General features: G+C 60.3%; 19 protein-coding genes. 10 read left to right on the top strand and 9 right to left on the bottom strand.

The window, feature by feature from the left end:
* Window positions 1-6: 6 nt before the first annotated feature.
* The gene (locus V8J84_RS16510) at window positions 7-1,338 is read left to right on the top strand and encodes a ParA family protein (RefSeq protein WP_339933224.1); all 1,332 of its coding nucleotides are present in this window, start codon (window positions 7-9) and stop codon (window positions 1,336-1,338) included.
* A complete protein-coding gene (locus V8J84_RS16505) occupies window positions 1,338-2,282 on the top strand; it encodes a ParB N-terminal domain-containing protein (RefSeq protein ID WP_339933222.1) in 945 nt (314 codons plus the stop codon). Before V8J84_RS16510 ends, V8J84_RS16505 begins: the two co-directional genes overlap by 1 nt.
* Here the strand turns inward: V8J84_RS16505 and V8J84_RS16500 are convergent, their stop codons facing one another.
* Window positions 2,283-3,296, bottom strand: coding sequence for a nucleotidyltransferase family protein (locus tag V8J84_RS16500; protein WP_339933230.1), 1,014 nt, complete (start codon window positions 3,294-3,296; stop codon window positions 2,283-2,285).
* A 136-nt stretch (window positions 3,297-3,432) separates the two neighbouring features.
* On the opposite strand from V8J84_RS16500, the gene kynU reads away from it, so the two are divergent.
* Window positions 3,433-4,623 (top strand): kynureninase, encoded by a 1,191-nt coding sequence (gene kynU / locus V8J84_RS16495; protein WP_339933220.1) that lies wholly within the window; start codon window positions 3,433-3,435, stop codon window positions 4,621-4,623.
* On the opposite strand, the gene V8J84_RS16490 is transcribed toward kynU, so the two are convergent.
* Together V8J84_RS16490 and V8J84_RS16485 are read right to left on the bottom strand one after the other, a co-directional pair.
* Complete coding sequence (locus V8J84_RS16490) at window positions 4,620-6,266, bottom strand: sulfatase-like hydrolase/transferase (RefSeq protein WP_339933218.1); 1,647 nt, start codon at window positions 6,264-6,266, stop codon at window positions 4,620-4,622. The genes kynU and V8J84_RS16490 overlap by 4 nt on opposite strands.
* Before the next feature lie 133 nt (window positions 6,267-6,399).
* Window positions 6,400-7,458, bottom strand: a complete 1,059-nt coding sequence (locus tag V8J84_RS16485) for a sodium-dependent bicarbonate transport family permease (RefSeq protein ID WP_339933216.1) — start codon at window positions 7,456-7,458, stop codon at window positions 6,400-6,402.
* A 96-nt stretch (window positions 7,459-7,554) separates the two neighbouring features.
* On the opposite strand from V8J84_RS16485, the gene V8J84_RS16480 reads away from it, so the two are divergent.
* A complete protein-coding gene (locus V8J84_RS16480) occupies window positions 7,555-8,439 on the top strand; it encodes a LysR family transcriptional regulator (protein WP_339933214.1) in 885 nt (294 codons plus the stop codon).
* On the opposite strand, the gene V8J84_RS16475 is transcribed toward V8J84_RS16480, so the two are convergent.
* Genes V8J84_RS16475 through V8J84_RS16460 form a run of 4 tightly spaced genes read right to left on the bottom strand, consistent with a single transcriptional unit; the run spans window position 8,432 to window position 14,633 of the window.
* Window positions 8,432-10,285, bottom strand: a complete 1,854-nt coding sequence (locus tag V8J84_RS16475; protein WP_339933212.1) for an extracellular solute-binding protein — start codon at window positions 10,283-10,285, stop codon at window positions 8,432-8,434. The genes V8J84_RS16480 and V8J84_RS16475 overlap by 8 nt on opposite strands.
* A 51-nt stretch (window positions 10,286-10,336) precedes the next feature.
* Window positions 10,337-11,221, bottom strand: coding sequence for a DMT family transporter (locus V8J84_RS16470; RefSeq protein WP_339933211.1), 885 nt, complete (start codon window positions 11,219-11,221; stop codon window positions 10,337-10,339).
* The gene (locus tag V8J84_RS16465) at window positions 11,205-13,460 is read right to left on the bottom strand and encodes a PIG-L family deacetylase (RefSeq protein WP_339933210.1); all 2,256 of its coding nucleotides are present in this window, start codon (window positions 13,458-13,460) and stop codon (window positions 11,205-11,207) included. Before V8J84_RS16465 ends, V8J84_RS16470 begins: the two co-directional genes overlap by 17 nt.
* Window positions 13,461-13,472: 12 nt before the next feature.
* Window positions 13,473-14,633 (bottom strand): ROK family transcriptional regulator, encoded by a 1,161-nt coding sequence (locus tag V8J84_RS16460; RefSeq protein WP_339933208.1) that lies wholly within the window; start codon window positions 14,631-14,633, stop codon window positions 13,473-13,475.
* A gap of 99 nt (window positions 14,634-14,732) precedes the next feature.
* On the opposite strand from V8J84_RS16460, the gene V8J84_RS16455 reads away from it, so the two are divergent.
* The 6 genes from V8J84_RS16455 (at window position 14,733) to V8J84_RS16430 (ending at window position 21,232) form a co-directional block, all read left to right on the top strand.
* Window positions 14,733-15,992 carry an extracellular solute-binding protein gene (locus V8J84_RS16455; protein ID WP_339933206.1) on the top strand — a complete coding sequence of 420 codons (1,260 nt, stop codon included), beginning with the start codon at window positions 14,733-14,735 and terminating at the stop codon, window positions 15,990-15,992.
* A 67-nt stretch (window positions 15,993-16,059) separates the two neighbouring features.
* Complete coding sequence (locus V8J84_RS16450) at window positions 16,060-16,947, top strand: carbohydrate ABC transporter permease (protein WP_339933204.1); 888 nt, start codon at window positions 16,060-16,062, stop codon at window positions 16,945-16,947.
* Between the two features lies 1 nt (window position 16,948).
* Window positions 16,949-17,830: a carbohydrate ABC transporter permease gene (locus V8J84_RS16445; protein WP_339933202.1), complete on the top strand. Its 882-nt coding sequence runs from the start codon at window positions 16,949-16,951 to the stop codon at window positions 17,828-17,830.
* Window positions 17,827-19,305, top strand: coding sequence for an argininosuccinate lyase (argH, locus tag V8J84_RS16440; RefSeq protein WP_339933200.1), 1,479 nt, complete (start codon window positions 17,827-17,829; stop codon window positions 19,303-19,305). Before V8J84_RS16445 ends, argH begins: the two co-directional genes overlap by 4 nt.
* Before the next feature lie 2 nt (window positions 19,306-19,307).
* Window positions 19,308-20,366, top strand: coding sequence for an ABC transporter ATP-binding protein (locus V8J84_RS16435; RefSeq protein WP_339933198.1), 1,059 nt, complete (start codon window positions 19,308-19,310; stop codon window positions 20,364-20,366).
* Window positions 20,363-21,232 carry a carbohydrate kinase family protein gene (locus V8J84_RS16430; protein ID WP_339933196.1) on the top strand — a complete coding sequence of 290 codons (870 nt, stop codon included), beginning with the start codon at window positions 20,363-20,365 and terminating at the stop codon, window positions 21,230-21,232. Before V8J84_RS16435 ends, V8J84_RS16430 begins: the two co-directional genes overlap by 4 nt.
* 11 nt (window positions 21,233-21,243) lie before the next feature.
* On the opposite strand, the gene V8J84_RS16425 is transcribed toward V8J84_RS16430, so the two are convergent.
* Window positions 21,244-22,557 (bottom strand): HlyD family type I secretion periplasmic adaptor subunit, encoded by a 1,314-nt coding sequence (locus tag V8J84_RS16425; protein ID WP_339933194.1) that lies wholly within the window; start codon window positions 22,555-22,557, stop codon window positions 21,244-21,246.
* Complete coding sequence (locus tag V8J84_RS16420; protein ID WP_339933192.1) at window positions 22,557-24,266, bottom strand: type I secretion system permease/ATPase; 1,710 nt, start codon at window positions 24,264-24,266, stop codon at window positions 22,557-22,559. Before V8J84_RS16420 ends, V8J84_RS16425 begins: the two co-directional genes overlap by 1 nt.
* Window positions 24,267-24,300: the final 34 nt, after the last annotated feature.

Genomic DNA, 24,300 nt, shown 5'->3' with positions numbered 1-24,300 from the left:
AATTTGATGGCTTACGGTCAATTCGAGCAGTTCATCCGCAATATGAGCCGCGTCATGGGCGCTGTTAACACGAAGCTTCAGCGCGATCTGACCCTGCGCACCCGCGTCGCACGGCGGTTCTCAATGGTGGAAGTTGCTAGTCTTTTGGGCGTCGACACAACATACCTCACACGCATTTCCGGCGAAGAACCCCTCTTCCCCGAAGGTGAACGGCGCGGGCGGGAACGGACCTTTTCACCGTCAGAAATCATGTTGATCCGTGCGCTGATCGGCTCAAACAAAGCCGCAAAACGCCCCTACCTTTACTGGCGCGATCAGGACACGCCGGTGAAGGTTGTGACGTTTGGCGCGCAGAAAGGTGGCACCGGAAAGTCGCTGTCTGCCGCGCATTTTGCGCAATACGTGAACCTGCATTACGGCCTCCGCGTAGGCGTGATCGACGCCGATCCTCAGGCCACAATCAGCCTCTATTTCGCCGATGAAGACTTGCCACTTTTTGAGCAAGACACACCAACGCTCGCCGATTTTATGGGTGTGGATGACCCCGGCGCGCAGCGTCTGACAAACCGTAGCGCGGCTGAACTTGATGCGATCTGGCAGTCGTCGCCATGGCCGGGCGTCAAGATTATACCCGGCGGCGCCAACATTCAGAACGGTGATATCAGCCTGTTTTTCATGTCCCAGCAAAGCCAGGTGCCGGTGTATCGCGTTCTGAAAGACGCGATCGCGACGTGGGATCAGGGCAATGGTCCCAAGACCCCGATCGCGGATTTGCGCGACGCCAGCGGGAATTTTGACATGGTTGCCTACGAAACTGCACTGGCTGAAACCGTCGATGTGATCGTGATTGACCAGCAGCCGTCGTTGACGCTGATGCAGCTGAACGGGCTGGTCGCGGCTGACAGCGTTGTCATCCCACAGACCATGAAAGGTTTCGATCTGGCGACGTTGGCGACCTATGTGTCAAACATTGGCGAATACCTCGAATTCATCATGGGATTCGAAGCCGACCTTGAGATCGGGGCAGGGGAGCACATGGTGCTGCCAACGATTGTGCAGGAGCAGAATAGTCAGGACACCGACCAAATTCTGGACCTGTATCGCAAGGCCCCGCGCGAGGTGATGCAGGTCTGGTATAGTCGGTCTGACGCAATCGCTAACGCGGCCGAGGAATACAAAAGCATCTACGAATACCTGCCGCCAAAAACGCGGCGTACATCGGCCAAGGCGTTTATGACAAATGCAAATGCGGTGAATGATGCGCTGGTGCAGCGGATTTGGCCGGACCTGCCACCGCGCGATTTTGCCAAAACATTCATTGAGGAGCGCTGGAGCTGATGGCCCGCAAACGCAAACTAGACGCAGCCCTTCCCGACACCCCCGTGACCGATGTGGCAGACGAGCCGCGTAAGGGGGCAATGGGCGGCATGTGGGGCGGGTCTGCCATGAACATGCTGAAGCAGCGCATCGAAGAAGCGCACGGATCGCTGCACAAGGGCATCATGTCTGGCACCGTTGCGCTGTCGCTGGACCCTGCGCAAATCAAGGACAGCGTGGGCAGTGACCGCGTGACCAATTGGGACAAGGACGAGGATTTTGCAGCCCTTGTTGCCAATATCGAACGGCGTGGTCAGACGCAGCCTATTCGGGTGCGCCCGGCCAAGGCAAACTGGACGCCTGACATTGATAAGCCGCTGGAAACGAATGATACTTTTTATATCCAGTCGGGGCGCCGTCGATTGGAAGCCTGCCGCAACCTAGGCCAGCCTGTGCTTGCGATCGTCGCCACAGAAGCGGGGGATCAGGCGCTTGCCGATCTGGAAGAGCGGTTCCACGAAAACACGATGCGACGCGATCTGAACGGGTTTGAAGAGCTGGTGTCGATCGGGCTTTTGGCAGAAAGCCTTAAGGAATTGACGCAGACCGAGATTGCCGAACGGCTTGGCGTAGGGCAGGGGGATGTGTCGCTGGGGCTGGCCTGCCTTGAGTATCGCGACGCGATTATGGAACAGGTCGATATCGCAAAGACCCCCAAGCGGCAGTATCGTGCGCTGATCCCCAAACTGAAAAAGGGCGAGCGTCTGGCCCCGCTTTTGCACCCCGGTTTTACCGGCGAACAGACCCAGCCCTATGATGTGCGCGGGATACCGATGACGGCGAAAAAGACGAAAAAGGGCTATCAGATCGCCCTGAAAAACGCCCATGTCGCGGACGGCGATGTTGAGGATATGTTGGTCGATCTGGCGAAGGTCGTGATGAAATACCAGATGCGCGAGGGCTGATTACAGCCCGTCCAACAGCCGTTTTTCGGTGGGCATCTGGTGCAGGGTTTCATCCAGCCTGTCACGCCATTTCGGCCCTTCGGCACGGGCGGCCACGTAGGCGTCTTTCAGTTCGTCAGGGCGATCTTCGGCCAGTGCGGTGATCAAAAACGCGGCTTGTGCGCGGTCCTTGCGTGCCTGCAACCGGCCTTTCCGGCGGCTGGCCACAATCAGTTTGTGGATCGCAAAACGGTCCGGCGGCGGAATTTGCACCAACACGCCAGAGCGGTATGGCACGACAGCCGGAATAGGGTCGCGCAGCAGATAATTGAGGTGGTGCAGGGCCTGCGCATCGACGCCCAAAGCGGCGAGCGGACGCAGCCCTTCTTCGGCGTCAAATGACGGGGTCAGAAATTCGACCAGCAAATCATTGCGGGTTTGCCGCCAGCGCCATGTGCTTTTGTTGTGCAAGCTGGGCAGGGGATCAAACGCGAAATCCGACAACACTTGGGTCAGCGGCGGCGAGACAGTATCCTCAAGCGCCAGCGACAAGCGTTCGAAACTGGCGATGTCGATGTCACCGGTCTGGGCCATGTCATCAAAGCGGTATTTCAGGCCCAAAACGCCCTCGTAGAGCCTGAATGCGTGGGTGCCGACCACCGTGCCGCCAAGCCGGAAGACCCCCGCCTGCGCCATGGCTGACATCAGGCTGCCGGTAGCGGCGTCAACACCCATGAAGCCCTCGGCCCGCAGTATACGGATCAGGCGTGTGCGATTGCCGGCACGCTCGGCTGTGGCGGATTTGATCGCAGCGGCGTTTGAAAGACGGGCGGCAAGGGCAGGGGTGTCCTCACCGATATAGCGTTTCTTGACCTGCGTGCCGACGCGGTAACTGTCATACCAGTACCCGCGCCCGCCGCGCGTGACCTTGGTGGGCGTGCCGCGCAATTCGCTGATCTCTTCGTCCAGCAAGGATCGCAAAAGATCGTGCCATGCGGCGTGGGCAGTTGCGGAATGACGGTCAATAAGAGGCATGTTCAACGCTTTTGATTTTTGTTGAGCATAGAGTATGTTCAACAGTTTGCAAGTTTGTTGAACATCACTGCTCGAAACAGAGGGGGTGACACCGGAGCGGGGCAGGGTAGTGTCTGCCCGAAAAGAGGAGCCACGCATGACAAACCTGCCGATGAAAGACCGTTTCGAACTGCCCGACGGGATGATCTATCTTGATGGTAATTCGCTTGGGCCGCTGCCCGTTGGCGTGACGGACAAGGTGCAGGCGATGGTGCGCGACCAGTGGGGCGCACATCTGATCAAGGGCTGGAATGCCGATGGCTGGATGGATCAGCCCGCGCGTGTGGGCAATATGGTGGCGCGTCTGATCGGTGCGCCTGACGGGTCCGTGACGATGGGTGATACGCTTTCGGTGAAGGTCTATCAGGCGTTGTCGGCGGCGCTGAAAATGCGGCCTGATCGTAAGGTGATCCTGTCGGACAGTGGCAACTTTCCGTCCGATCTTTACATGGCTGAAGGTCTGATCCGGCAACTTGATCAGGGTTATGAGTTGCGCATCGTAGCGCCTGAGGATGTTGCTGATGCGATGGGCGATGACGTGGCTGTCGCGATGATCACGCAGGTAGATTACCGCACGGGCCGGATGCACGACATGGCCACCATTACCCAAGCGGCGCATGACGCGGGTGCCGTGATGCTGTGGGATCTGGCCCATAGTGCGGGGGCCGTGCCTGTTGATCTGGCGACCTGTGGCGCGGAATTTGCCGTGGGGTGCAGCTATAAATATCTCAATGGTGGACCGGGTGCGCCCGCGTTTATCTATGTGCGCCCCGACCTGATTGCCGATATCGCGCCTGCGCTGGCCGGGTGGCTTGGCCATGATGCGCCGTTTGCGTTCGAGCAAGGCTATCGCCCCGCGCCGGATATTGAACGGATGCGCGTTGGCACGCCGCCTGTGATCCAGTTCGCGGCCCTGGAAGAGGCGCTGCGCGTCTGGGACGACGTGGATATGGATGACCTGCGGGCGGCCTCGATCCGGTTGTGTGATTTGTTCATCACATTGGTCGAGGCCAGTTGCCCGGACATGACGCTGGCCAGTCCGCGTGACGGGGTAGGGCGGGGCAGTCAGGTGTCGTTCTCGCATGACAACGGATACGCGGTGATGCAGGCGCTGATCGCACGCGACGTGATCGGTGATTTTCGCGCACCCGATATCATGCGCTTTGGCTTCACCCCGCTTTACATCGACGAGGACGACGTGCGCGGGGCGGTGGATATTCTGGCCGAGATTCTGGACACCCGCGCTTGGGACAAGCCGGAGTTTCACGCCAAGGGGCGCGTGACCTAGGGGCGGCCTGCGGGCGTGAGGTCGGTAAATGGGAAACCAGTTTCGGCCTCGAACTCTGCCTCGTCCCAGAAGCCGATCAGGATACCTTCGGTCGCGGCGGTCTGTTGGCCGGCCAGCACGGCGGGGGTGGCTGTGATACGGGTGTGATGGCGCAGCCCCCATGTAAGCAGGGCGGCCTGCATCCGGGCGCGGACGTCAGCATGTTCAGCCGTGTCGGAACGGCCCAGATCGCTCAGTTCCAGCGGATCGGTTTGCAAGTCGAACAGGATCGGGTCAAAGCCTTCGCAGCGGATATACTTCCAGCGCCCGTCGAAGATCATCGTGGTGTGCGCATCCTCTTGCGGAACGTTGAGGGCGCGGGCCATTTCGGACCAGTGATAGTCGTGTTCGCTGATCGCGTAGCGGCGCGAAAACCCGTTGGTGCCATGCAGGATCGGGGTCAGATCGCGGCCCTCGATAATATGCGGTTTGGGCGGGCAACCAAGTGCTGCCATCGCGGTAGGGGCCACGTCGATCATCTCGACCAGCGCATCTGACACCAGCCCGCGCGTGCTATCTGCGGCGGGGCGGGGGTCTGCGATGATCATCGGCACTTTGGCGGCAACGTCGTGATAGAAATCCTTATCGCCCAGCCAGTGATCGCCCATGTAGTCACCGTGATCCGAGCAGAAAACGACGATGGTATTATTGCTATGGCCCTGCGCATCCATCCACGCAAAAAGCCGCCCCAGATTGTCATCAAGCTGTTTGATCAACCCCATATAGGCGGGGATCACATGGGTGCGCACGTGGTCGCGTGAAAAGCTTTGGCTGACGCGGGACGACTGGTAGGCGCGTAGCAGCGGGTGATCGGTGTCCCGTTCTGCGGCAGACCGGATCGGGTCTGCGATGTGGCTTTCGTCATACTTCGCGTGGTAGGGCGCGGGCACGATGTAGGGCCAATGGGGTTTGATGTAGCTGAGATGACATAGCCAAGGACGCCCGTCGCGGGCCGCGTCAGTCATGAAGTCCATGGCGCGGTTGGTCATATAGGCGGTTTCGGAATGTTCCTCTGGCACATTGGCGGGCAGGCGGGAGTTTTTCAAAAGCCACGCCGACATCAGCTCTGCGTTTTCATCAAGGCCGGAGTTTGCAAAATCCTCCCACGGGTTGGCGCTGTCATAGCCATGAGACACGAGATAATCGTCATAGGCGGACCACTTTTGCCGGGCGCTGTCGGGGTGCAACCCGTCGTCACGCTCAAAGGGTTCAAAGCCACATTCGGACCGGCGCACGCCGATCTCGCTGGCGGGATCAATGCCAAGCCACGCCATGCCTTCACGGTCTGCAATCATGTGGGTCTTGCCGATCAGCACGGCCCGTGCGCCCGCGTCCCTAAGATGATCGCCCAACGTGGGTTCGCCAATGCGCAAGGGCATGCCGTTCCATGTTGATCCGTGACTGCGCACATAGCGCCCCGTGTAGGCCGACATGCGCGAGGGGCCGCAGACAGGGGATTGGACATAGGCGTTGGTGAACCGCACACCGCGTGCGGCCAGCGCATCAATATGCGGCGTGTGCAAATGCGGGTGGCCATAGCAGCTGAGGTAGTCAAAGCGCAGCTGGTCGGCCATGATCCACAAAACATTCGGGCGGTCTGACATGGCAGGGTTCCTTGTCGCAAAGTGCCACTGTCACAAAGGCCCGAATTGCGCCGCAGGGCAAGGGGTGTGGTGCCGTGATCCATTAAGGCGTGTAATCAGAGTTATGTTAAGTAATCCCGCATCCGGTGGTCCATCAGGTTCCGACCACGATCTCCGCCAGCGCGATAAACAGCGGGATGCTAAGGATAGCGATTGGCGTACCAAGTCCGGTGGACGTACCCACGTAGGCGGATGAGTTAGCCTCTGGCAATGCAGCGCGCATCGTCGGCGGGCCAGAAATGTCAGAGCTGGACGCGGCCATGACCGACAGCAGCACAATCCCGCCCGCAGAAAATCCGGTCAGTTCATGGGCGATGACGCCCACGCCAAAGCCCAGCATCCCGTGGATGATTGGCGCTGTGATTCCGTAAAGGATATAGGCGTGTGCGACCTTGCGCAGTTCTGCAAACCGGGCCCATGCCTCCATTCCCATGATGAGCATCAGGATCGACAGCAGGCCGCGAAACAGGGGTTCGTAAAAGCTGTCAAAGACGCTGTCGGGTTTGGCCAGCACGCCCAAGGCAAGGCCCGCGATCAGCGCCGAAATAGCCGGACTGCGGAACGTTTCGACCAGGATACCGCGCACAAGGCCCGCCTCTGCAATTGGGGCTTTGCCGGACCCGCCCAGCGTCATGGTGCCGTCGGCCATTGTGTTGCCTGCCGCCGCTTTGCGGGCGGTGGCCATTTTTGCCAGCACAATCGCAGTGACAAGGGCTGCGATGTCCATAAACGGATAAAGCGCGCCGATGAAGCCTTCGTAGGCGATGCCTTCGTCATCAAGGATCGCCATACCAGCGGCCAGCGTGGATGCGGATACAGCACCGAAAAGGCCAGCGGTGGCTAGCCCGTCAACCTGTGATACGCCCTTCAGACGGGCCAGTGTCCTGCTTCCGATCAGGACGATAGTGATGCCGACAACAGCGGCCCCGATGGCGGGCACAACAAGCGAAAACAGGTCCGCCTGACGGATCGAAATGCCAGCGCCCATGCCGACCTTCAGTAGCAGCACAATCACGATAAACTTGTAAACCGGATCGGGAATTTCGAACTTGCTGCCCAAAGCCGCCAGCATCATGCCAGCGATGAGGAAGGCCAGCGTGGGTTTTTGCATTTGCTCCAGCACGGTGCTGGCGATTGTGATGATGATATCCATGGCGCGGGCTCCTCTGGTGTTGAGGGGTTACCTAGCGGCAGGAAAAGCATAAGAAAAATATATCATTTAGGTCATAACGTTCTGTATAATAGAACAATGGATCGCTTGAACTATCACCATCTGCGTTACTTCCGCGAGGTCGCCACGACAGGCCATCTTGGCCAGACCGCAGCGCGTCTGAATGTGGCGCAGTCGGCCCTGTCGCTGCAAATCAGGCAGTTGGAAGACCGGCTTGGCTTTGCGTTGTTTGACCGGGTGGGGCGCAAGCTGATCCTGACCGAGGCGGGCCGGATCGCGCTGGATCATGCGGACCGGATTTTCAGTGCGGGCGACGAGTTGCTGGCGACGCTGGCGCAATCGGGGGACAGCAAACCGCCCTTGCGGATCGGTGCGCTGTCGACGCTGTCACGCAATTTCCAGATGCAGTTTCTGGCCCCTATGGCGGGATTTCCCGACTATCCGGTCACCCTGCGGTCCGGCAATACGGCCACGCTGCTGAACGATCTTGAGACGCTGGCGCTGGATGTTGTGCTGACCACCGAAATTCCGGCAGGCGAAACACGCTTTGCGGTGCAGCGTATCGCCGAACAACCTGTGCTTATCCACGGACGTGCGGATGATCTGGCGCATCCCGATCTGGCCAGTCTGCTGGCGAATGCGCCGCTGATCCTGCCCACGGAAAGCACCATTCGCACGGGCTGTGAAAACCTGTTTGCACGGTTGAATGTGACGCCGCGCATCGTGGCGAATGTGGATGACATGGCGATGGTGCGCCTGCTGGCGCGTGACGGTTTCGGGCTGGCGATTGCGCCGACAGTTGTCGTGGCGGATGAAATCGCAAGCGGGCTTTTGACGACGGCCCCGTTTGATCTGGGCATCGCCGAGCCGTTTTTTGCCGTCACGCTGCCGCGCCGGTTCCCGCATCCTGTGCTGGGTGATCTGCTGGACCGTCAGACGCCAGTGGGGGCTGCGTCTACCTGAAGGTGTCGGGTAAAGCGCCCGCGTCGATCAGCGTTTGATACTTGTCCTGATCCAGCCACCAGAATTCCACGCCGCGGTTGAAGTCATAGATCGCGGGCTCATCCGGCATACCGAAGATATCCCAGACCGCCGTGCGGTGCGCGCCCAGATACCAGTTGCCGATCCAGATCACGCGGTCGCGCAAAACGCGGTCCAGCGCACGGGTGGCGGTGAACAACGCCTCACGGCTTTCCGCCTGCACGATCTCCTCGATCAGCGCATCAACCACCGGATCGGCGATACCTGTCAAATTGTTGCTGCCGTCGCTGGCCGCCGCCGCTGACCCGTAAAACGCCCGCATCGTGGCCCCCGGAGTGGTCGGCACGCCCCAGCCCACCAGCGTCATGTCGAAATCCCAGACATTGCGCCGTTCGCTGAACGCGGCGGGGTCGATGATATCATAGGCCACATCCACCCCGATGCTTTGCAGGTTCTCGGTAAACGGCACGAGGATCCGCTCAAGGCTGCGGCTACTGCCTGGAAAGTCGAGGCTGAGCACCTCACCCGCTGCATTGCGGCGCATCCCGTCATCGCCCACTTCCCAGCCTGCCTCATCCAGCAAACGCGACGCCTCGCGCAGCGCACTGCGGTCGCGCGGGGTGCTGACACCGGCATAGGGTTCATAGGCGGGCTGCGTGAATACGCTTTCGGGGAGTTGATCGCGGAAAGGCTCTAACAAGGCCAGTTCGGCCCCTTCCGCCATGCCTGTCGCTTGCATCTCGGTGTTCTCGAAAAAGCTGTCGGTGCGGTTGTAGGTGCCGTAAAACAGCGTTTCGTTTGTCCATTGAAAGTTGAACGCAAGCTCCATCGCGCGGCGCACGCGGATATCCTGAAACACCTCGTTGCGCATGTTGAACCAGATGCCTTGCGCATTGGCTGGCCGCCCGTCGAGGATCATCAGCTTTTGCACATATCCCGCTTCGGCCGCTGGAAAGTCATAGGCTGTGGCCCAGTTTGAGGACCGGTTCTCAACCCGCATCGTGTATTCGCCCACCGTGAACGCCTCTAGCCCCACGGTGTCATCGGCGAAATATTCATAGGCGAAACATTCAAAATTATGCTTGCCCGCATTCACCGCCAAATCGTTACCCCAGTAATCGGGATCGCGGCAGAATTTGATTGTGCGCGACGGGTCCGCCTGCGTCACCACATAGGGGCCGGAACCCAGCGGCGTGTCCATCCACGTATCCGCGAAATCCACGCTGTCGTAGAAATGGCGCGGCAAGATGGCAAGCTCACCAACCGTGCCAAGGATACTACCACCCGCCCCTTCGGCGAAATCAACCCGCACGCGGTGGTCGGTCTCAGCCGTCACGCTTTCCACATCCGCCAGCAGGTTGCGGTAGAACGGATGCCCTTCGGTTTTCAGCGCATCAATTGTGAACACCACATCGTCGGCTGTCACAGGTTCTCCGTCCTGAAACCGTGCCTCGGGGCGCATGTTGAAGATCACGTAGGACTGATCCTCTGGGTATTCGATGGTTTCGGCCAGCAAGCCATAGATCGCATCCGGTTCGTCCGACGCGGCCACCATCAGGCTGTCATAGACATGGATTGCCACCTCGGGCGCGCTGTCGCCTTTGACGATAAACACGTTCAGGCTGTCGAATGTCGGCGTACCATATAGCTGCCGCTGCGCGATGGTCCCGCCTTGGGGCGCGTCGGGGTTGGCATAGTCGAAATGCGTGAAGTCAGCGGGATATTTCAGATCGCCAAAGGCGGAATATCCGTGGCTGATCGTCGTTTCGGCGAGTGCTGTGGTGGCGGCCAGCGTTGCGGCCAAAGTCAGGGAAAAGCGGAATGTCATATGGGGTGCCTCTTGGGTCCGGTTGCGCCCATTGCACAACCATCGCGGCAATCAAGTCAAGTCAGCTTGCCGTCGCAGGCGGCGTTCGCGCCATAACGTGATCCACATGGTCGCCGCAACGATCAGCGCCGCCCCGATCCAGAAGCCTACCGTTGGCACTTCGTCGAACACCAAGAACCCCACGGTCGTCGAAAACACGAGGCTGGCATAGGACAACACCGACAGGAATCCCGCCTGCCCGTAACGATGCGCGCGCAGGAAACAGAACTGCGCTGACTGCGCGAAGACGCCGATGGCGAGCAGAACGGGCCATTGGTCCGCTGTTACCGGTTGCCACGTGAGGGCTGCAACGGGTGCTGTCAGTATCGTCAGGCCAGCGGTGTAGAAGGTCATCATCACAACAGTCGGTGCCGCGACCAGTTTGCGTGTGGTGATCACTGCCCCCGTCGCCGCCAGCACGACAACGACCTGCGCGGCCAAGCCCCAGTCGCCCGCGACCTCTGTCGGGTTCACCGCGATGATAACACCAATAAATCCGATGATGGCCGCAAGCCATTTGTCGCGTGTGATCACCTCTCGCAACAGCCACGCCGCTGCGATCATGGTCAGGATCGGGCGGGTGAAGCTGATCGCCGTGAACAACGCCAGCGGCAGCCGCGCGATGGCGTAGAAACTGGCGGTGAGCGCGATGGCCGAGAACCCGACGCGCAGCGCGTGCAGGTGCAGATCAGGCAACCCGATAAACGCCGCCCGCTGCCGCCAGATAAACGGCAGCATAATCAGCAACCCGACGAAGGCCCGCAAGAATACCAGTTGAAACGCCGGATACCCCAGCCCGATCGCCTTCACGATCGACAGCGCCCAGATGTTCAGCGCCATGTCCGCCAGCAGCCAGAGCGCCGCCGCTTGGTTGCGTGGTTCAGCCGCGCTTTGCAATCAGGTTCGCCATGAGCCGGAACGCGCCTTCGGTCAGCTTTTCCATCTGGTGATGCAGGATCAACGAGGTATGCACATGCCGGCCCTGCCCGATATCAGCCGCCAGCAAAGCACCCTTCAGCGGTGCCTCCCCCGCATCATTCATCGCAAGCAGCGGCACATAACCCGCATCCCAGTCCTTCGCGAAATAAAGCCCGCGCTCCTTATGCCACCCGTCCCAATCCGCGCCTGTGATCCGGTTCGGCGTGTTCAGCAACGGATGCTCCGGCTGCAACACATCAACCTCTGCCGTTTCGTCAGTCACACGCCACCGCAACGACGGTTGGCCAATCTCCAACCGCAGCGGCGCAGTGGCATCGGCATCCCAATTATCCCAAGGGCGGTGGTAGAGCGTTACCAGTGTGCCACCCGCCGCAATCCACGCATGAATGCGCGGCATTGCCTCGGCCAGCCCCTTACGAAACCGCATCGCGAAGATGCCAATCACTAGCGTGTCGCAGCCCGCAAGCGCCGCCTCCGTCAGTTCCTCACCCGACAGGTCCACAACATCGCAGCCCAACCGTGCGAGCCAATGCCCCACGCGGTCATTCCCGCCGCCGATGTAGCCCACGCACACGTTTGGCAGCGCCACCTCCATCACCCGCACCTGCGTCACCACTGGCGTAAAAAGCGCGCGGGGTGCGGTATGCGGATGCTCGATATGCTGCACGCTCTGCGCCGCCGCGCCGTCCAGAGTGAGCGTCAGATCATAAAGCCCCACCTCTGCACTATCCGGGACCGTCACCGACCCCTCACCGCCGACGCGCCAACCGTCGGGCGCTTTCACGCCCACCTGCGCATTCGCAGGCGTCACATTCCGCGCCGTCACAGTCACCCCGCGCCTGCTGCTGGCAAGGTTGACGATATCACCGACTGGCGTCACCGTCGCGGACCGCGCAGGGATCACGACAGGCGGCACTTCAAACGCTTGGCGCTGCACCACATCCACGTCGCCCACGCGCAAAACAGTCTCTATACAAGGCGCAGCGGGCTGGTTCGGCAGATAGACCGGCGGATAAGGATCGCTGATCTTGGCCTTCTCGCCCAGCGAGATTGCATCGCCGTCCTGCGTCCAATGGTCGGGCAAGAGAGGCGTCACGGCCACTTCGCCCACATCACAATAGGCAGCAGAGTGCAGCACGGTCGCATCGCCGGGATGCAGTAGATCATCAGCCAGCCGCGCCTGCACATCGACACCCGCAGCCAGATGGATCACCCGCGCCAGTTGTTCACGCTTGCGCTGCACCTTGTGATGATCGCCGTCCAGCGCTTTGAGCGCCGAAAGCGCATGTTCCAACACCGCGCCACTATCAGGAAACGCCGCAACCGCTGCATCGCAGGCGTCCTGCGCAGCACCCTGCCCCAAATCGCGTAGGGTCTGCGGCAAGCCATCCTCTTCGCCATAGGCCAGATGCAGCGGATACGCGCGGCCTTCGTCCGCCCAATGCCCCATCGCCTGCGTCGCGTGCATCGCGCGGCTTTGCTGCCCGATCCGCGCATAGGGCCAGCCCGTCACCGGATCGCGCCCTGTGCCGTCAATCCGCGTCGTCTCGGGCGGCGGTGGCAGGTCGTCGTCATAGGCCTGACCCGCACCAGACCACGCGGGCAGATACATCTTCTTCACCTGCCACGGGTCCAGATCGCAGTCCGCATAATCAGGATCAGCCGCCAGTGCGATCACCTCGTGTGCCGCCTGCGTCATTGCGCGGTGATGTCCGTGTTGCCCCGGCACATCAAGGAACGTGGGGCAGATGATATCGGGCCGCTCTGTCCTGATAATCCAGACAAACCGCTCCAACGTGCGGGCATGACCCCATTTCGCAAGCGTCTCTTCGCCCGATTTTGAGAACCCGAAATCGGTGATCGGATCATCAGGGCTGACGCCGTGCCAATACATCCGCAAATCGAGCCGGTCACAGGCCGCTTCCATCTCGGCGGTCCTGAGCGCCCCCAGTGCCGCCCCGCTTTCGCGACCAACATCGTTCTGCCCGCCCTCACCCCGCGTGGAACAGGCGTAGGAAATATCCCAGCCATCCCGAAACCGCATCGCGGCCAGCATGCCGGATGTCTCATCATCAGGATGCGCGCCGGTGTTCATAAAACTGACGACAGAGCGTAGCGCCACCAGCGCCTGCCACAGCGCCACGATGCGCGGGCTATCACGTTCGGCGGCAAGGCGTGCGGGGTCGGTCAGGGGCATTGCGGCACTCCTTTAGTGGGCTTGGGCCAGCGGGGTGGATAGCGCATTGTTCAGGATCAGGGCCGCCGCGCCCAGCGTCGCGGTCATCCGGCCAGAGGCCCCGCGCACCAGCCGATCATGCGGTAAATCGGCTTTGTTAGACACTGAAACTACGGGCAGCGCAGTATTCTGCACCAGATAATCAAGGATCACATCCGGCATCGCACCGCCCAAGATCACGGTCTGCGGATCAAACATATTTTCAACAATCGTCATCGCGTGGCCCAGCGTCTCGCAGGCGCCAGAAAGCCACGCCATTAGGTCCGCATCGCCGCTTTGAAACAACGCCTCAAGCGCATCAATGTCGCGCGCGTCCTTGCCCGCTGCTGCCATGTGCCGCTGCACCGACAGGCGGCTTAATCCGTCCTCCAGCTTCGCCCCGTTCACCGGAATATGGCCAATCTCGCCCGCGTTGCCGAAGGCACCGCGCACCAGTTGTCCCCCGTGCACCAGCCCAAGGCCAAGCCCCGCGCCGAAATAGAGGTAGGCGAACGAGGCAATCCCCTGCCCCACACCGCTGATCCGTTCGGCCATGGCGGCGGCGTTGGCGTCATTGCTCAGGACGACGGGCAGATCCAGCGCATCCTCAAACAGTGCCGCCGCATCGACCTCTTGCCAGCCGGTCAGATCGGTCCCCATACCAGCGATGCCCGTCACGCCAAACGGCCCCGGCATGACAATACCCACGCCCAGCATCCGGTTCGTCGCGGCTGGCACCTGCGCCAGCATTCTGCCGTAAATTGCCTGTGTTAGACCCAAAACAGCGGCGGGTGTATTGTCGTCCAGCGCGACACGCTCTGTCACTACCGCCTGCCCCTGCAAATCCAGCAGGGCTGCGAAAACCGCGTCGGGCCGCACTTCGATCCCCAGCGCATAACCCCCCTCAGGGTTCAGCCCGTATTGAATAGCAGGCAGGCCGCGCCCCGCGCTCAGTCGTCCTTTTTCCAGCAGCATCCCGTCCTCAGACAGCTCTGCAATGATGTTGGACACCGTCTGCGTGGTCAGCGCCAGTGCGCGCGCAATTTCGGCCCGCCCCATCGTGCCAGCCGCCCGCACCTGCCCCAGCACCGCCTTGCGGTTTCTGTGTCGCGATCGTTCGGCATTGCTGCCTTGCTGAAGGGGTTGGATGGCCATGCGTCGGGATTAACTCAAATCATTTGAATTATCAATCGACTTGAGTTAACCATGATAAAATGAGTTCGCAAAAGAACCGCCATCTAGGGAGAATTTACAATGACATCACGATTGAAAGGTCTGGTCCTCGCGGGCCTCACATCATCCACAGCACTTTTCGCGACCAATGCGAGCGCCGTTGAGATTGAATATTGGCAGTATTTCTTTGACGCCCGTGTCGAGGCGATGGAAATCCTGATCGAAAACTTCGAGGCCGCAAACCCCGATATCACCGTCACCATGACGCACTTCCCCTACGCCGATTACCGCACGAAGGTGGCCGCCGCGATCCCTGCGGGCGAAGGCCCTGACGTGGTGCAGCTGTTCTACGGTTGGTTGAACGACTACGTGCAGGCCGATCTGATCCAGCCGCTGCCCGCCGACACATTTGCCGCCGCTGACATCGACGAAAACTTCTTCCCGATGGTGCAGGCGATGAAGGACGGCGATAACTACTGGGCGCTGCCGACGGCTGTGCGGTCCCTCGCGCTGTTCTACAACACCCGCCTGATGGAAGAGGCTGGCATTGAAAACCCGCCAGAAACGCTTGACGAAATGATGGCCGCCGCCGCCGCGATGACGAAAACCGACAGTGCAGGCAACCTTACGCAGGTCGGCATCACGGCTGGCATGACAGCGCAGGATCACCACTGGTGGCGCGAGGGTCTGATCCGCCAGTTCGGCGGGGAGCCTTATACCGACGACTACCAAACGGTGAACTACAATACCGACGCAGGCATGCAAGCGCTTGAGTTCTATACAAATATGTTCATGGGCGATAACCCCGTGACCGCCATCGGTTTCATGGATGAGCCGCAAGCCGCGTTCAAAGCAGGCCGCGCAGGTATGCACATCGACGGATCGTTCCGTATCGGGTCGCTCAACGGCACCCGCGGGCTTGAGTGGGGTGTGACAGAGCTGCCCGCCACATCCGACGGCACACGCTCCAACTATTCCTCCTACTGGGTGAACGCGATCACCACGAAGGCGGAAGGCGAGCGGTATGACGCATCGGTCAAGTTCATGGAGTATATCACCTCCGATGAGGCGATGCAGATCTGGCTGGATACCGTGGGCGAACTGCCCGCCAAGCCATCCGTCGGCATGACCGAGGCGAACGCCAACGATGAAACCTTCGGCCCGTTCATCCGCGGTCTGGAATATGCCAACACCACCAAATTCGCCAACGAGAGCGGCCAGCGGCAGGTTCTGGTGGAAATGGTCGAGCGTATCCAGCTGGAAGGCATGGACCCTGCCGAAAGTCTTGCCGTTGCAGCGGACGCCGAACAAGCGATCCTTGACGAGTATTACAGCGAGTAATCACCGTCTTCCCCGCCCCGGTCTTTCTCCCTGCCGGGGCGGTTTTTTCCTCTGCTAAGGCTGCTGCATGTATCGCAATCTGACCATCCGCCAGAAACAGATCGTCTGGGCCTGGGGCTTTCTGGCCATTCCGGTGCTGTTCTACACGGTGATCCGCTTCTACCCGACGGGCAACGCCTTCCTTATCAGTTTTCAGGAATGGAACCTGCTGGGTGATCGCACGTGGACGGGGCTGGATAACTACGTAAAGCTCTGGAACGATCCGGTGTTCTGGAAGGTGTTTCAAAATACCTTTGTTTACCTGTTGCTTGGCACGCCGATTTCTCTCGTCATCTCTTTCGTAATTGCCTACCAGTTGGACAAAGTGCGCTTCATGCACGGCTTCCTGCGCATGCTGTATTTCCTGCCGTTCATGACATCCGCCGTGGCAATGGCGTGGGTCTGGCGCTGGTTCTACCAAGACGTGCCAATCGGCCTGTTCAACAACATCCTCGCCAGTTTCGGCATCCCGCAGATCAAGTTTCTGCAATCCACCACCAATGCCTTGCCCGCCGTTCTCGCCCCTGCTGTCTGGGCCGGCTTGGGCTTTCAGGTCATCATCTTCATGGCAGGCCTGCGCGCAATCCCCACAAGCTATTACGAGGCCGCAAAAATCGACGGCGTTGGCTGGTGGACGGTCCTCACGCAAATCACCCTCCCCCTTCTACGCCCCACAATCGTGTTCATTGTGGTGTTCTCCTCTATCGGGTTCCTGCGCATTTTCGACCACGTGTTCAACATGACTACGAACAATCCTGGCGGCCCTTTGAATGCAACCAAACCGCTGGTTCTGATGATCTACGACACCGCTTTCAACGGCTTCGACATGGGCTATGCCGCCGCGCAAACGGTTGTCCTGTTCACCATCCTGCTGATCGTATCCCTGATCCAGCTGCGCCTGCTGCGGAGCAACTGATATGGTCGCAACCCCCGACATCCCCCGCGCCACGACCGAGGCTTTGCTGAACCCCAAGGCATCGCGCAAGCCGCGCAACATGGGCCAAATCATCCGCTGGTTGCTGCTGTTCTTGGGCGGCATCGCGATGATCATGCCCATCGCCTACATGATCTCGACCTCGCTAAAATGGCCGCACGAGGTTTACAACGTCAACTTAATCCCCGAAGAGCCAACGATCGACAACTACCGCTATGTCCTTGAGGACGGGCGGTTCTACTGGTGGTTCGTGAACTCCATCATTATCGCGACGATCACGACAATCTGTAATCTGCTGTTCGATTCACTCGTCGGCTACACCCTGTGCAAATTCCGCTTCCCGGGCCGCATGATCGTGTTCATCGCGATCCTGTCGACCTTGATGATCCCCACCGAAATGCTGGTGATCCCGTGGTATCTGATGTCGCAATCCTTCGGCTGGCTCGACACCTATTGGGGCATCATGTTCCCCGGTCTGATGACAGCCTTCGGCACCTTCCTGATGAAGCAGTTTTTTGAATCCGTCCCCGACGATTTCATCGAAGCCGCCCGCATCGATGGCCTGAACGAACTGCAAATCTGGTGGACCGTCGCGATGCCGCTGGTCAAACCCGCGTTAGCCGCCCTCGCAATCTTCGTGTTCCTCGGCAACTGGACCGCCTTCCTCTGGCCGCTGATAGTCACCAACTCCACCGATATGTACACGATCCCCGTGGGCCTGTCGGGTTTCGGGGATGAGGCTGACGTGGCGTGGGAACTGATCATGACCGGCGCGGCAATTTCCACGATTCCCACACTGGTCGTGTTCCTCATCTTCCAACGCTTCATCATTCGCGGCGTTGTCATGGCGGGTCTGAAAGGATGACAGACACCTCAAAATTCCCTGACCCTGTTTACAAGGACACCGTTTTAGCGCCGTTATTTGAGGGCGTGAAAACCCACTACGCGACGCATATGGCCGCGATCAATCGTGCGCACCTTGTGATGCTGGTCGAGACGGAAATCCTGACGGCCGGTGATGGTGCCAAACTTGCGCAGGCTCTAGATGCGATTGACAAAGACACCGACGTGACTGCTCTTCAATATACTGGCGAGAACGAAGATTACTTCTTCTTTGTCGAGGCCGAATTGCGCCGCCGCTTGGGCGATCTGGGCGGCGCGCTTCACACTGCGCGCAGCCGCAACGACATGGACCACACGCTGTTCAAAATGGCCCTGCGCACCCGCGCCGAAACCATGCTGGCCCAGATCACCACCCTGACCGACGCCCTCACCGAAAAGGCCCGCACGGAGGCCGACACCCTCATCGTCGCCTACACCCACGGCCAGCCCGCGCAGCCCACAACCTTTGGCCATTACCTTGCTGCCATGATCGAGGTGTTGAACCGCGACGCCACCCGCCTCTCTGCCGCCATCGACGGCCTCGGTCACTGCCCCATGGGGGCCGCCGCGATCACGACCTCAGGTTTCCCCATCGACCGCGATCGGATGGCCGATCTACTGGGGTTCGAAGGCTCGCTGGTCAATTCCTACGGCTGCATCGCAAGCGTCGATTACGTCACCGGCCTCTATTCCGCGATTAAGCTTGTGTTCCTGCATCTGGGCCGTGTCATTCAGGATCTCGCCTTCTGGTCCAGCTTCGAGGTGGGCCAACTCTACGTCCCTAACGCTTTGGTACAGATCAGTTCGATCATGCCGCAAAAGCGGAATCCGGTCCCTATCGAGCACATGCGCCACCTGTCCTCTGTCACATGCGGGCGCTGCGATACCATCGTCAACACGATGCACAACACCCCCTTCACTGACATGAACGATAGTGAGGGCGAGGTGCAGCAGGCAGGCTATGCTTCGTTTGAAAGCGGTGGCCGCGTGCTGGACCTGCTGACCGCGTTCCTGCCCGCCTGCACGATCAACGCCGATAACGTCCGCCGCAACACCGACGCTGCCAGTATCACGATCACCGAACTGGCCGACACGTTGGTGCGCGACGAAGGCCTGACCTTCCGCCAAGCCCACGAGATAGCCGCCGCCGTCGCCCGCGGCCTGAACGGTGCGCCGCTGTCGCTGGCCTTTGATACCTTTGCCGCCGAATTCCAAAGCGTCACCGACCGCGCAACAACACTGGACGAAGCCCGCTTTGCCCATGTCGTCAGCCCCGAAAACTTCGTTGCCCTGCGTGACCGGATCGGCGGCCCTGCCCCCGCAGCATTGGCCACCGCGCTTGACGACAGCGCCCGCGACACCGCAACGATCAAAGGTGCCGCATCGGTGCGCACCAGCCGTATCACCAACGCCGATATTGCCCGCAATATCGCTTTCGCCCAATTATCGGAGACCTGAGTTTGGCCAATCTTGCCCTGCACAATCTGACCAAATCCTATGGCACGACAGAGGTGCTGCATGGCATCTCGCTGGCCGTCGAGGATGGAGAATTTGTGGTCTTTGTCGGCCCGTCGGGCTGCGGTAAATCCACCACCCTGCGGATGATCGCGGGGCTTGAGGAAATCACCAGCGGCGAGGTCGAGATCGGCGGGCGCGTGGTGAATAATCTGGAACCGAAAGAGCGTGACATCGCGATGGTATTCCAGAACTACGCCATTTATCCGCATATGTCCGTGAAGAAAAACATCGCCTTTGGCCTGCGGTCGTCCAAGATGCCCAAAGCGGATAAAGAGAAACGTATTCAAGAGGTTGCAACGATCCTCGACATGGTGCCGCTGCTAGATCGCAAGCCAAACGCCTTGTCCGGTGGTCAGCGTCAGCGTGTTGCAATCGGTCGTGCGATGGTGCGTGATCCGGCGGTATTCCTCTTCGACGAACCGCTGTCGAACCTTGACGCACAACTGCGCACGCAGATGCGGCTTGAGATCAAGAAACTCCACCAGCGGGTCGGTAACACGATCATCTTTGTGACCCACGATCAGGTCGAGGCGATGACCATGGCCGACCGGATCGTCATCATGAAAGACGGCCATATCCAGCAGGTCGGCACCCCGGCGGAAGTCTTTCACAAACCCGCCAACACCTTTGTCGCCCGCTTTATCGGCGCGCCGTCGATGAACCTGCTGGACGGGACACTGACGGACGGCAAAGTGCAATTGGCGGGGGACTATGGTGTCGCGCTTCCCGCACTTGCAGGGCAGACAAACGGCGCTGTGCAGCTTGGGGTGCGCCCTGACGATCTGCACCCCGATCCGGCCAATCCAATTATTACAGGCACGGTCACGCTGCGCGAGCCGCTGGGGTCAGAAACGCTGATCTACGTCGACACGCCTGCGGGCGAGATCATTGCCAAGGCGGATGGCCGCACGCCGCCCGATGTGGGCAGCACCGTGCAATTGGGCGCGGCACCCGAAAACCTGCATGTCTTTGATGCCAAAAGCGGAGAGGTGCTGACGTGACAAAACCGGTGCTTTGTGCGGGCAGGCTCTATTGCGATCTGGTGTTCGCAGATGTGCCGCGCTTGCCAACACCGGGGACCGAGGTTTTTGCACCGTCGCTGGCCCTGCATGCGGGGGGCGGCGCGTTTATTACCGGTGCGACGCTGACCGGATTGGGCTTTGCCGTGACGCAGTTGTCGTATCTGCCTGCGGCACCTTTCGACATGATCGTAACGCAGGATATGGCGCGTCACGGGGTTGATCCAAGTCTGTGCCAAGTGGCGCAAGACGGGGCTGATCCGCAGGTGACTGTGGCCATGACGCGCGACGGGGACCGTTCGTTTCTGACCCGCGCCGATGGCCCTGCCCTGCCCGATTTCTCAGCCGACACGCTGCACGGATACGGGCACTTGCATATTGGTGAGTTACGCACGCTGGAAGAGCATCCCGACCTGTTGACCCATGCACGGGCGGCGGGGCTGACGGTGTCGCTGGATTGTAGTTGGCAGGACATGTTTGATCCTGCCGTTGCCAAGCTGATCGCTGCGGTTGACGTGTTTTTGCCAAACGAGACTGAAGCCGCGGCGCTGCTGGCTTTGGGGCTGTCTGATTGCCCTGCTCCGCTGACGGTGGTCAAGCGGGGCAAGCGCGGGGCGCAGGCAAGACGGGCGGGGTCGACTGATGTGCTGGATGCACTGCCGCCCCCTGCGACTGTGCTGGATGCCACCGGTGCGGGGGATGCGTTTAACGCAGGGTTCCTGTCGCAGTGGTTGGTTGGTGCCCCGCTTGATGCCTGTCTGACGGCGGGTAATTCCTGCGGCGCGGCGGCGGTGCAAGTGACGGGCGGTGTGTGCGACGCGATCGCCAGTTGCGCCCAAAGCGCCTGAGCAAAGCGGGGTTATTCTTCGCGAAAGGCCTGCGTCAGTTGTTCGGTCAGCGGCTTGGTCAGATAGCTGAACACGGTGCGTTTTCCGGTTTGCAGGAACGCTTGCACAGGCATCCCCGGCACCAGTTCCAGATCGCCAAGGCGGGCCAGTTCGTCCGTCGGGATGGTGACGCCTACACGGTAGAATGACAGGCCTGTCGCCTCGTCAATGACCGAGGTGGGCGAGATATCCAGCACGCTGCCGGTCAGCTCAGGGGTGGTGCGCTGGTTGAACGCGGGAAAGCGGATCGTGGCCTCTTGCCCGGGAAAGACCTGATCGACGGATGCGGGGTCGATCTGAAGTTCAAAGCGCAGGTCGTCATCGCGCGGAATAATCTGAAGGATCACGGCACCGGGGGCCACCACGCCTGCAATCGTGGAAAACTGCAATTCATGGATACGGCCCGTATCGGGCGCGCGGATTTCGACCCGTTCAAGCTGCTTTTCGGTGCTGAAGATCTGCTGTGACAACTCCTGCCGTTCGGTCGTGGCGTCGCGCAATTCGGTCACCACGCCTTCGCGGAATTGACGATCAATCTGCAGAATCTCAAGCTCTGTATCGCGGATAGAATTTTCGATGCGGGCAAGCTCTGACGTGTGTTCAGAGATTTGGCCCAGCATATCCGCCTGTCCGCGCAACAGGCCCAAAAGCTGGCTGTCACGGGCCAGACCGCGATCCACCAGCGTTTGCGTGGCTGCAATTTCGGTGTCCATCAGATCAAGTTGGTCCTGCTTGGACGTGATCAGACCGCGCACGCCTTCGGTCTGGTTGTCGAATTGCAGAATTTTCTCGGCCAGCTGTTCGCGACGACCATCCTGCAGTTCACGACGCGAGCGGAAAATTTCATCCTCACCGGACCGGATGATGTTGATGTCGACCACGTCAGCGGGCAGATCAACGGGGGTCCACGTGATCGTGTCGCGCCCTTCCTGTTCGGCCACAAGCCGGTCGCGGCGGGCCGTCGCCTCGGCCAGACGGGTTTGGTAGATCGCCAGATTGGCGGCCAGCAGGGTCGCATCAAGGCGCATCAGCACATCACCGGTGTCCACGGTGTCGCCGTTTGACACAAGGATTTCGTCAATGATCCCGCCATCCAGATGCTGCACGGACTTGGGGCGGCTTGCCACCTCGACGGCACCCTGCGCGATGACCGCGCCGTTAATCTCGGTTAGCCATGTCCAGCCCCCTGCCCCGGCGGCAAAGGCCATCGTGACGATGACGCCAAGGATCGCGGGCCAGCGAAAACCGGTCTTTAGGGTGGGCGCGTCGTTCATCTGCATGCTCATCAGACGGGCTCCGGTATCTGGGGTTGGCGGGTGGCCTTTTGCAGCACTTCGGCCTTGTCACCGAACTGCGCGACGCGGCCCGCGTGCATGACCAGCACCTTGTTGACGGCTGCAATGGCGCTGGGGCGGTGGGCCATGACAATCACCGTTGATCCGGCAGCCCGCAGCATTTCGATGGCGCTACGCAAGGCCTCGTCGCCGCTGGCGTCAAGGTTGGCGTTGGGCTCGTCCAGCACAACATAACGCGGCGTGCGGAACACGGCGCGGGCCAGTCCGATCCGCTGCAGCTGTCCGCCCGAGAGCGGATGCAGGCCAAAGCCAAGTTGCGTGGCGTATCCGTCAGGCAGATGCAGGATCATGTCGTGCACGCCAGCCATCTTGGCAGCGGCGATGACGTCTTTGTCTTCGGCCTGCGGATCAAAGCGGGCGATGTTGTCGCGGATCGTGCCGGACAGCAATTCAAGGTGCTGCGGCAAATAGCCGATGTGTCTGCCAAGCGCCGACGGATCCCATTGATCAAGCGTTGCACCGTCCAGCCGGACCTCGCCTGCCTCAAGCGGCCATGCGCCGACAAGCACGCGCGCCAGCGTGGATTTGCCGGACGCGCTTGGCCCGATGACACCCAGCGCGTCCCCAGGTTCAAGCGTAAAGCTGACCTGATCAAGGATCGGCGCACGGTCATTGCGGCGTTCGGTTGCGGGGGCAAATTTGGTGGCACTGATCACCTGCAAGTGCCCCTCTGGATCAGGCAGGTTGATCGGGTCTGGGGCGGCGGCTGTCTGGTCAAACACCATCTTGAGCCGTTTGTGCGCCTCGCGGGCGCGGACCACGTTGCGCCATGCACCAATGACCTGATCAATCGGGGCAAGCGCGCGGCCTGCAATGATAGACGCGGCCACGATCATTCCAGCCGAGATTTCCTGTTGCAACGCCAGATATCCGCCCAGCCCCAAAAGCGAGGATTGCAGCAGCATGCGGAACGCCTTGGACGCGGCAGTGAACCCTTCGGCACGCTCACCCCCTTTTTGGCCGGTGGCAAGCCCGTCGACGTGCATGTCACCCCAGCGGTTCGCCACCGGATCGTTCATGCCAAGCGTCAGGATGGTTTCGGCGTTGCGGCGCGCCTGATCGACGAAAAAGCCCTCGGACCCGTCCATCTGCATGGCCTTGGCCAGATGTTTCTGGGTCAGCCACTGATTGATCAACGCCAGCGCGATCACGACGCATGTACCCGCAATTGCCAGATATCCTAGCCACGGGTGCACAATAAAGACGATGATCAGATAGAACGGAATCCACGGCAGATCGAAAAAACCAAGCACGGCGGGACTGGTCAGAAAGCCGCGGACCACGGCCAGATCAGACAGCGGGCGCGGTGCGGCACCGCCCTGATGCACGCCAGAGCGCACCCAGATATCATAGGCGGCCCGCCCCACCTTTTGATCCAGCCGATAGGCCGCACGCGACAGGACGCGTACACGCAAAAAGTCGTAGATGCCAAGAAAGACGTAGGCAAAGACCATGATGATAAACAGACCTTGCAGCGTCGCCACAGACCCCGACGACAGTACGCGGTCATAGACCTGCAACATGAACATCGGGCCGGTCAGCATCAGGATATTCACGGCCGCGCTGAACAGCCCGACAATAATGAACGAGCGTTTCAGGCCGCGCAGGGCCTTTTTGTACAGATTGACTTTTCTCGCCACGGGGTCGGGTGCGCCTTATGCAAATTCGAAAGGG

This window comes from Yoonia sp. 208BN28-4, assembly GCF_037543925.1.
Classification (GTDB): domain Bacteria; phylum Pseudomonadota; class Alphaproteobacteria; order Rhodobacterales; family Rhodobacteraceae; genus Yoonia.
The sequence above is the reverse complement of the archived record's forward strand: the minus strand, read 5'-3'. Positions and strand labels throughout refer to the sequence as shown.

Bases quoted from the DNA above. Each gene is read 5' to 3' on its own strand.
- V8J84_RS16510 (WP_339933224.1), top strand. From the start codon at position 7: ATGGCTTACGGTCAATTCGAGCAGTTCATCCGCAATATGAGCCGCGTC.
- V8J84_RS16505 (WP_339933222.1), top strand. From the start codon at position 1,338: ATGGCCCGCAAACGCAAACTAGACGCAGCCCTTCCCGACACCCCCGTG.
- V8J84_RS16500 (WP_339933230.1), bottom strand. From the start codon at position 3,296: ATGCCTCTTATTGACCGTCATTCCGCAACTGCCCACGCCGCATGGCAC.
- kynU (WP_339933220.1), top strand. From the start codon at position 3,433: ATGACAAACCTGCCGATGAAAGACCGTTTCGAACTGCCCGACGGGATG.
- V8J84_RS16490 (WP_339933218.1), bottom strand. From the start codon at position 6,266: ATGTCAGACCGCCCGAATGTTTTGTGGATCATGGCCGACCAGCTGCGC.
- V8J84_RS16485 (WP_339933216.1), bottom strand. From the start codon at position 7,458: ATGGATATCATCATCACAATCGCCAGCACCGTGCTGGAGCAAATGCAA.
- V8J84_RS16480 (WP_339933214.1), top strand. From the start codon at position 7,555: ATGGATCGCTTGAACTATCACCATCTGCGTTACTTCCGCGAGGTCGCC.
- V8J84_RS16475 (WP_339933212.1), bottom strand. From the start codon at position 10,285: ATGACATTCCGCTTTTCCCTGACTTTGGCCGCAACGCTGGCCGCCACC.
- V8J84_RS16465 (WP_339933210.1), bottom strand. From the start codon at position 13,460: ATGCCCCTGACCGACCCCGCACGCCTTGCCGCCGAACGTGATAGCCCG.
- V8J84_RS16460 (WP_339933208.1), bottom strand. From the start codon at position 14,633: ATGGCCATCCAACCCCTTCAGCAAGGCAGCAATGCCGAACGATCGCGA.
- V8J84_RS16455 (WP_339933206.1), top strand. From the start codon at position 14,733: ATGACATCACGATTGAAAGGTCTGGTCCTCGCGGGCCTCACATCATCC.
- V8J84_RS16450 (WP_339933204.1), top strand. From the start codon at position 16,060: ATGTATCGCAATCTGACCATCCGCCAGAAACAGATCGTCTGGGCCTGG.
- V8J84_RS16445 (WP_339933202.1), top strand. From the start codon at position 16,949: ATGGTCGCAACCCCCGACATCCCCCGCGCCACGACCGAGGCTTTGCTG.
- argH (WP_339933200.1), top strand. From the start codon at position 17,827: ATGACAGACACCTCAAAATTCCCTGACCCTGTTTACAAGGACACCGTT.
- V8J84_RS16425 (WP_339933194.1), bottom strand. From the start codon at position 22,557: ATGAGCATGCAGATGAACGACGCGCCCACCCTAAAGACCGGTTTTCGC.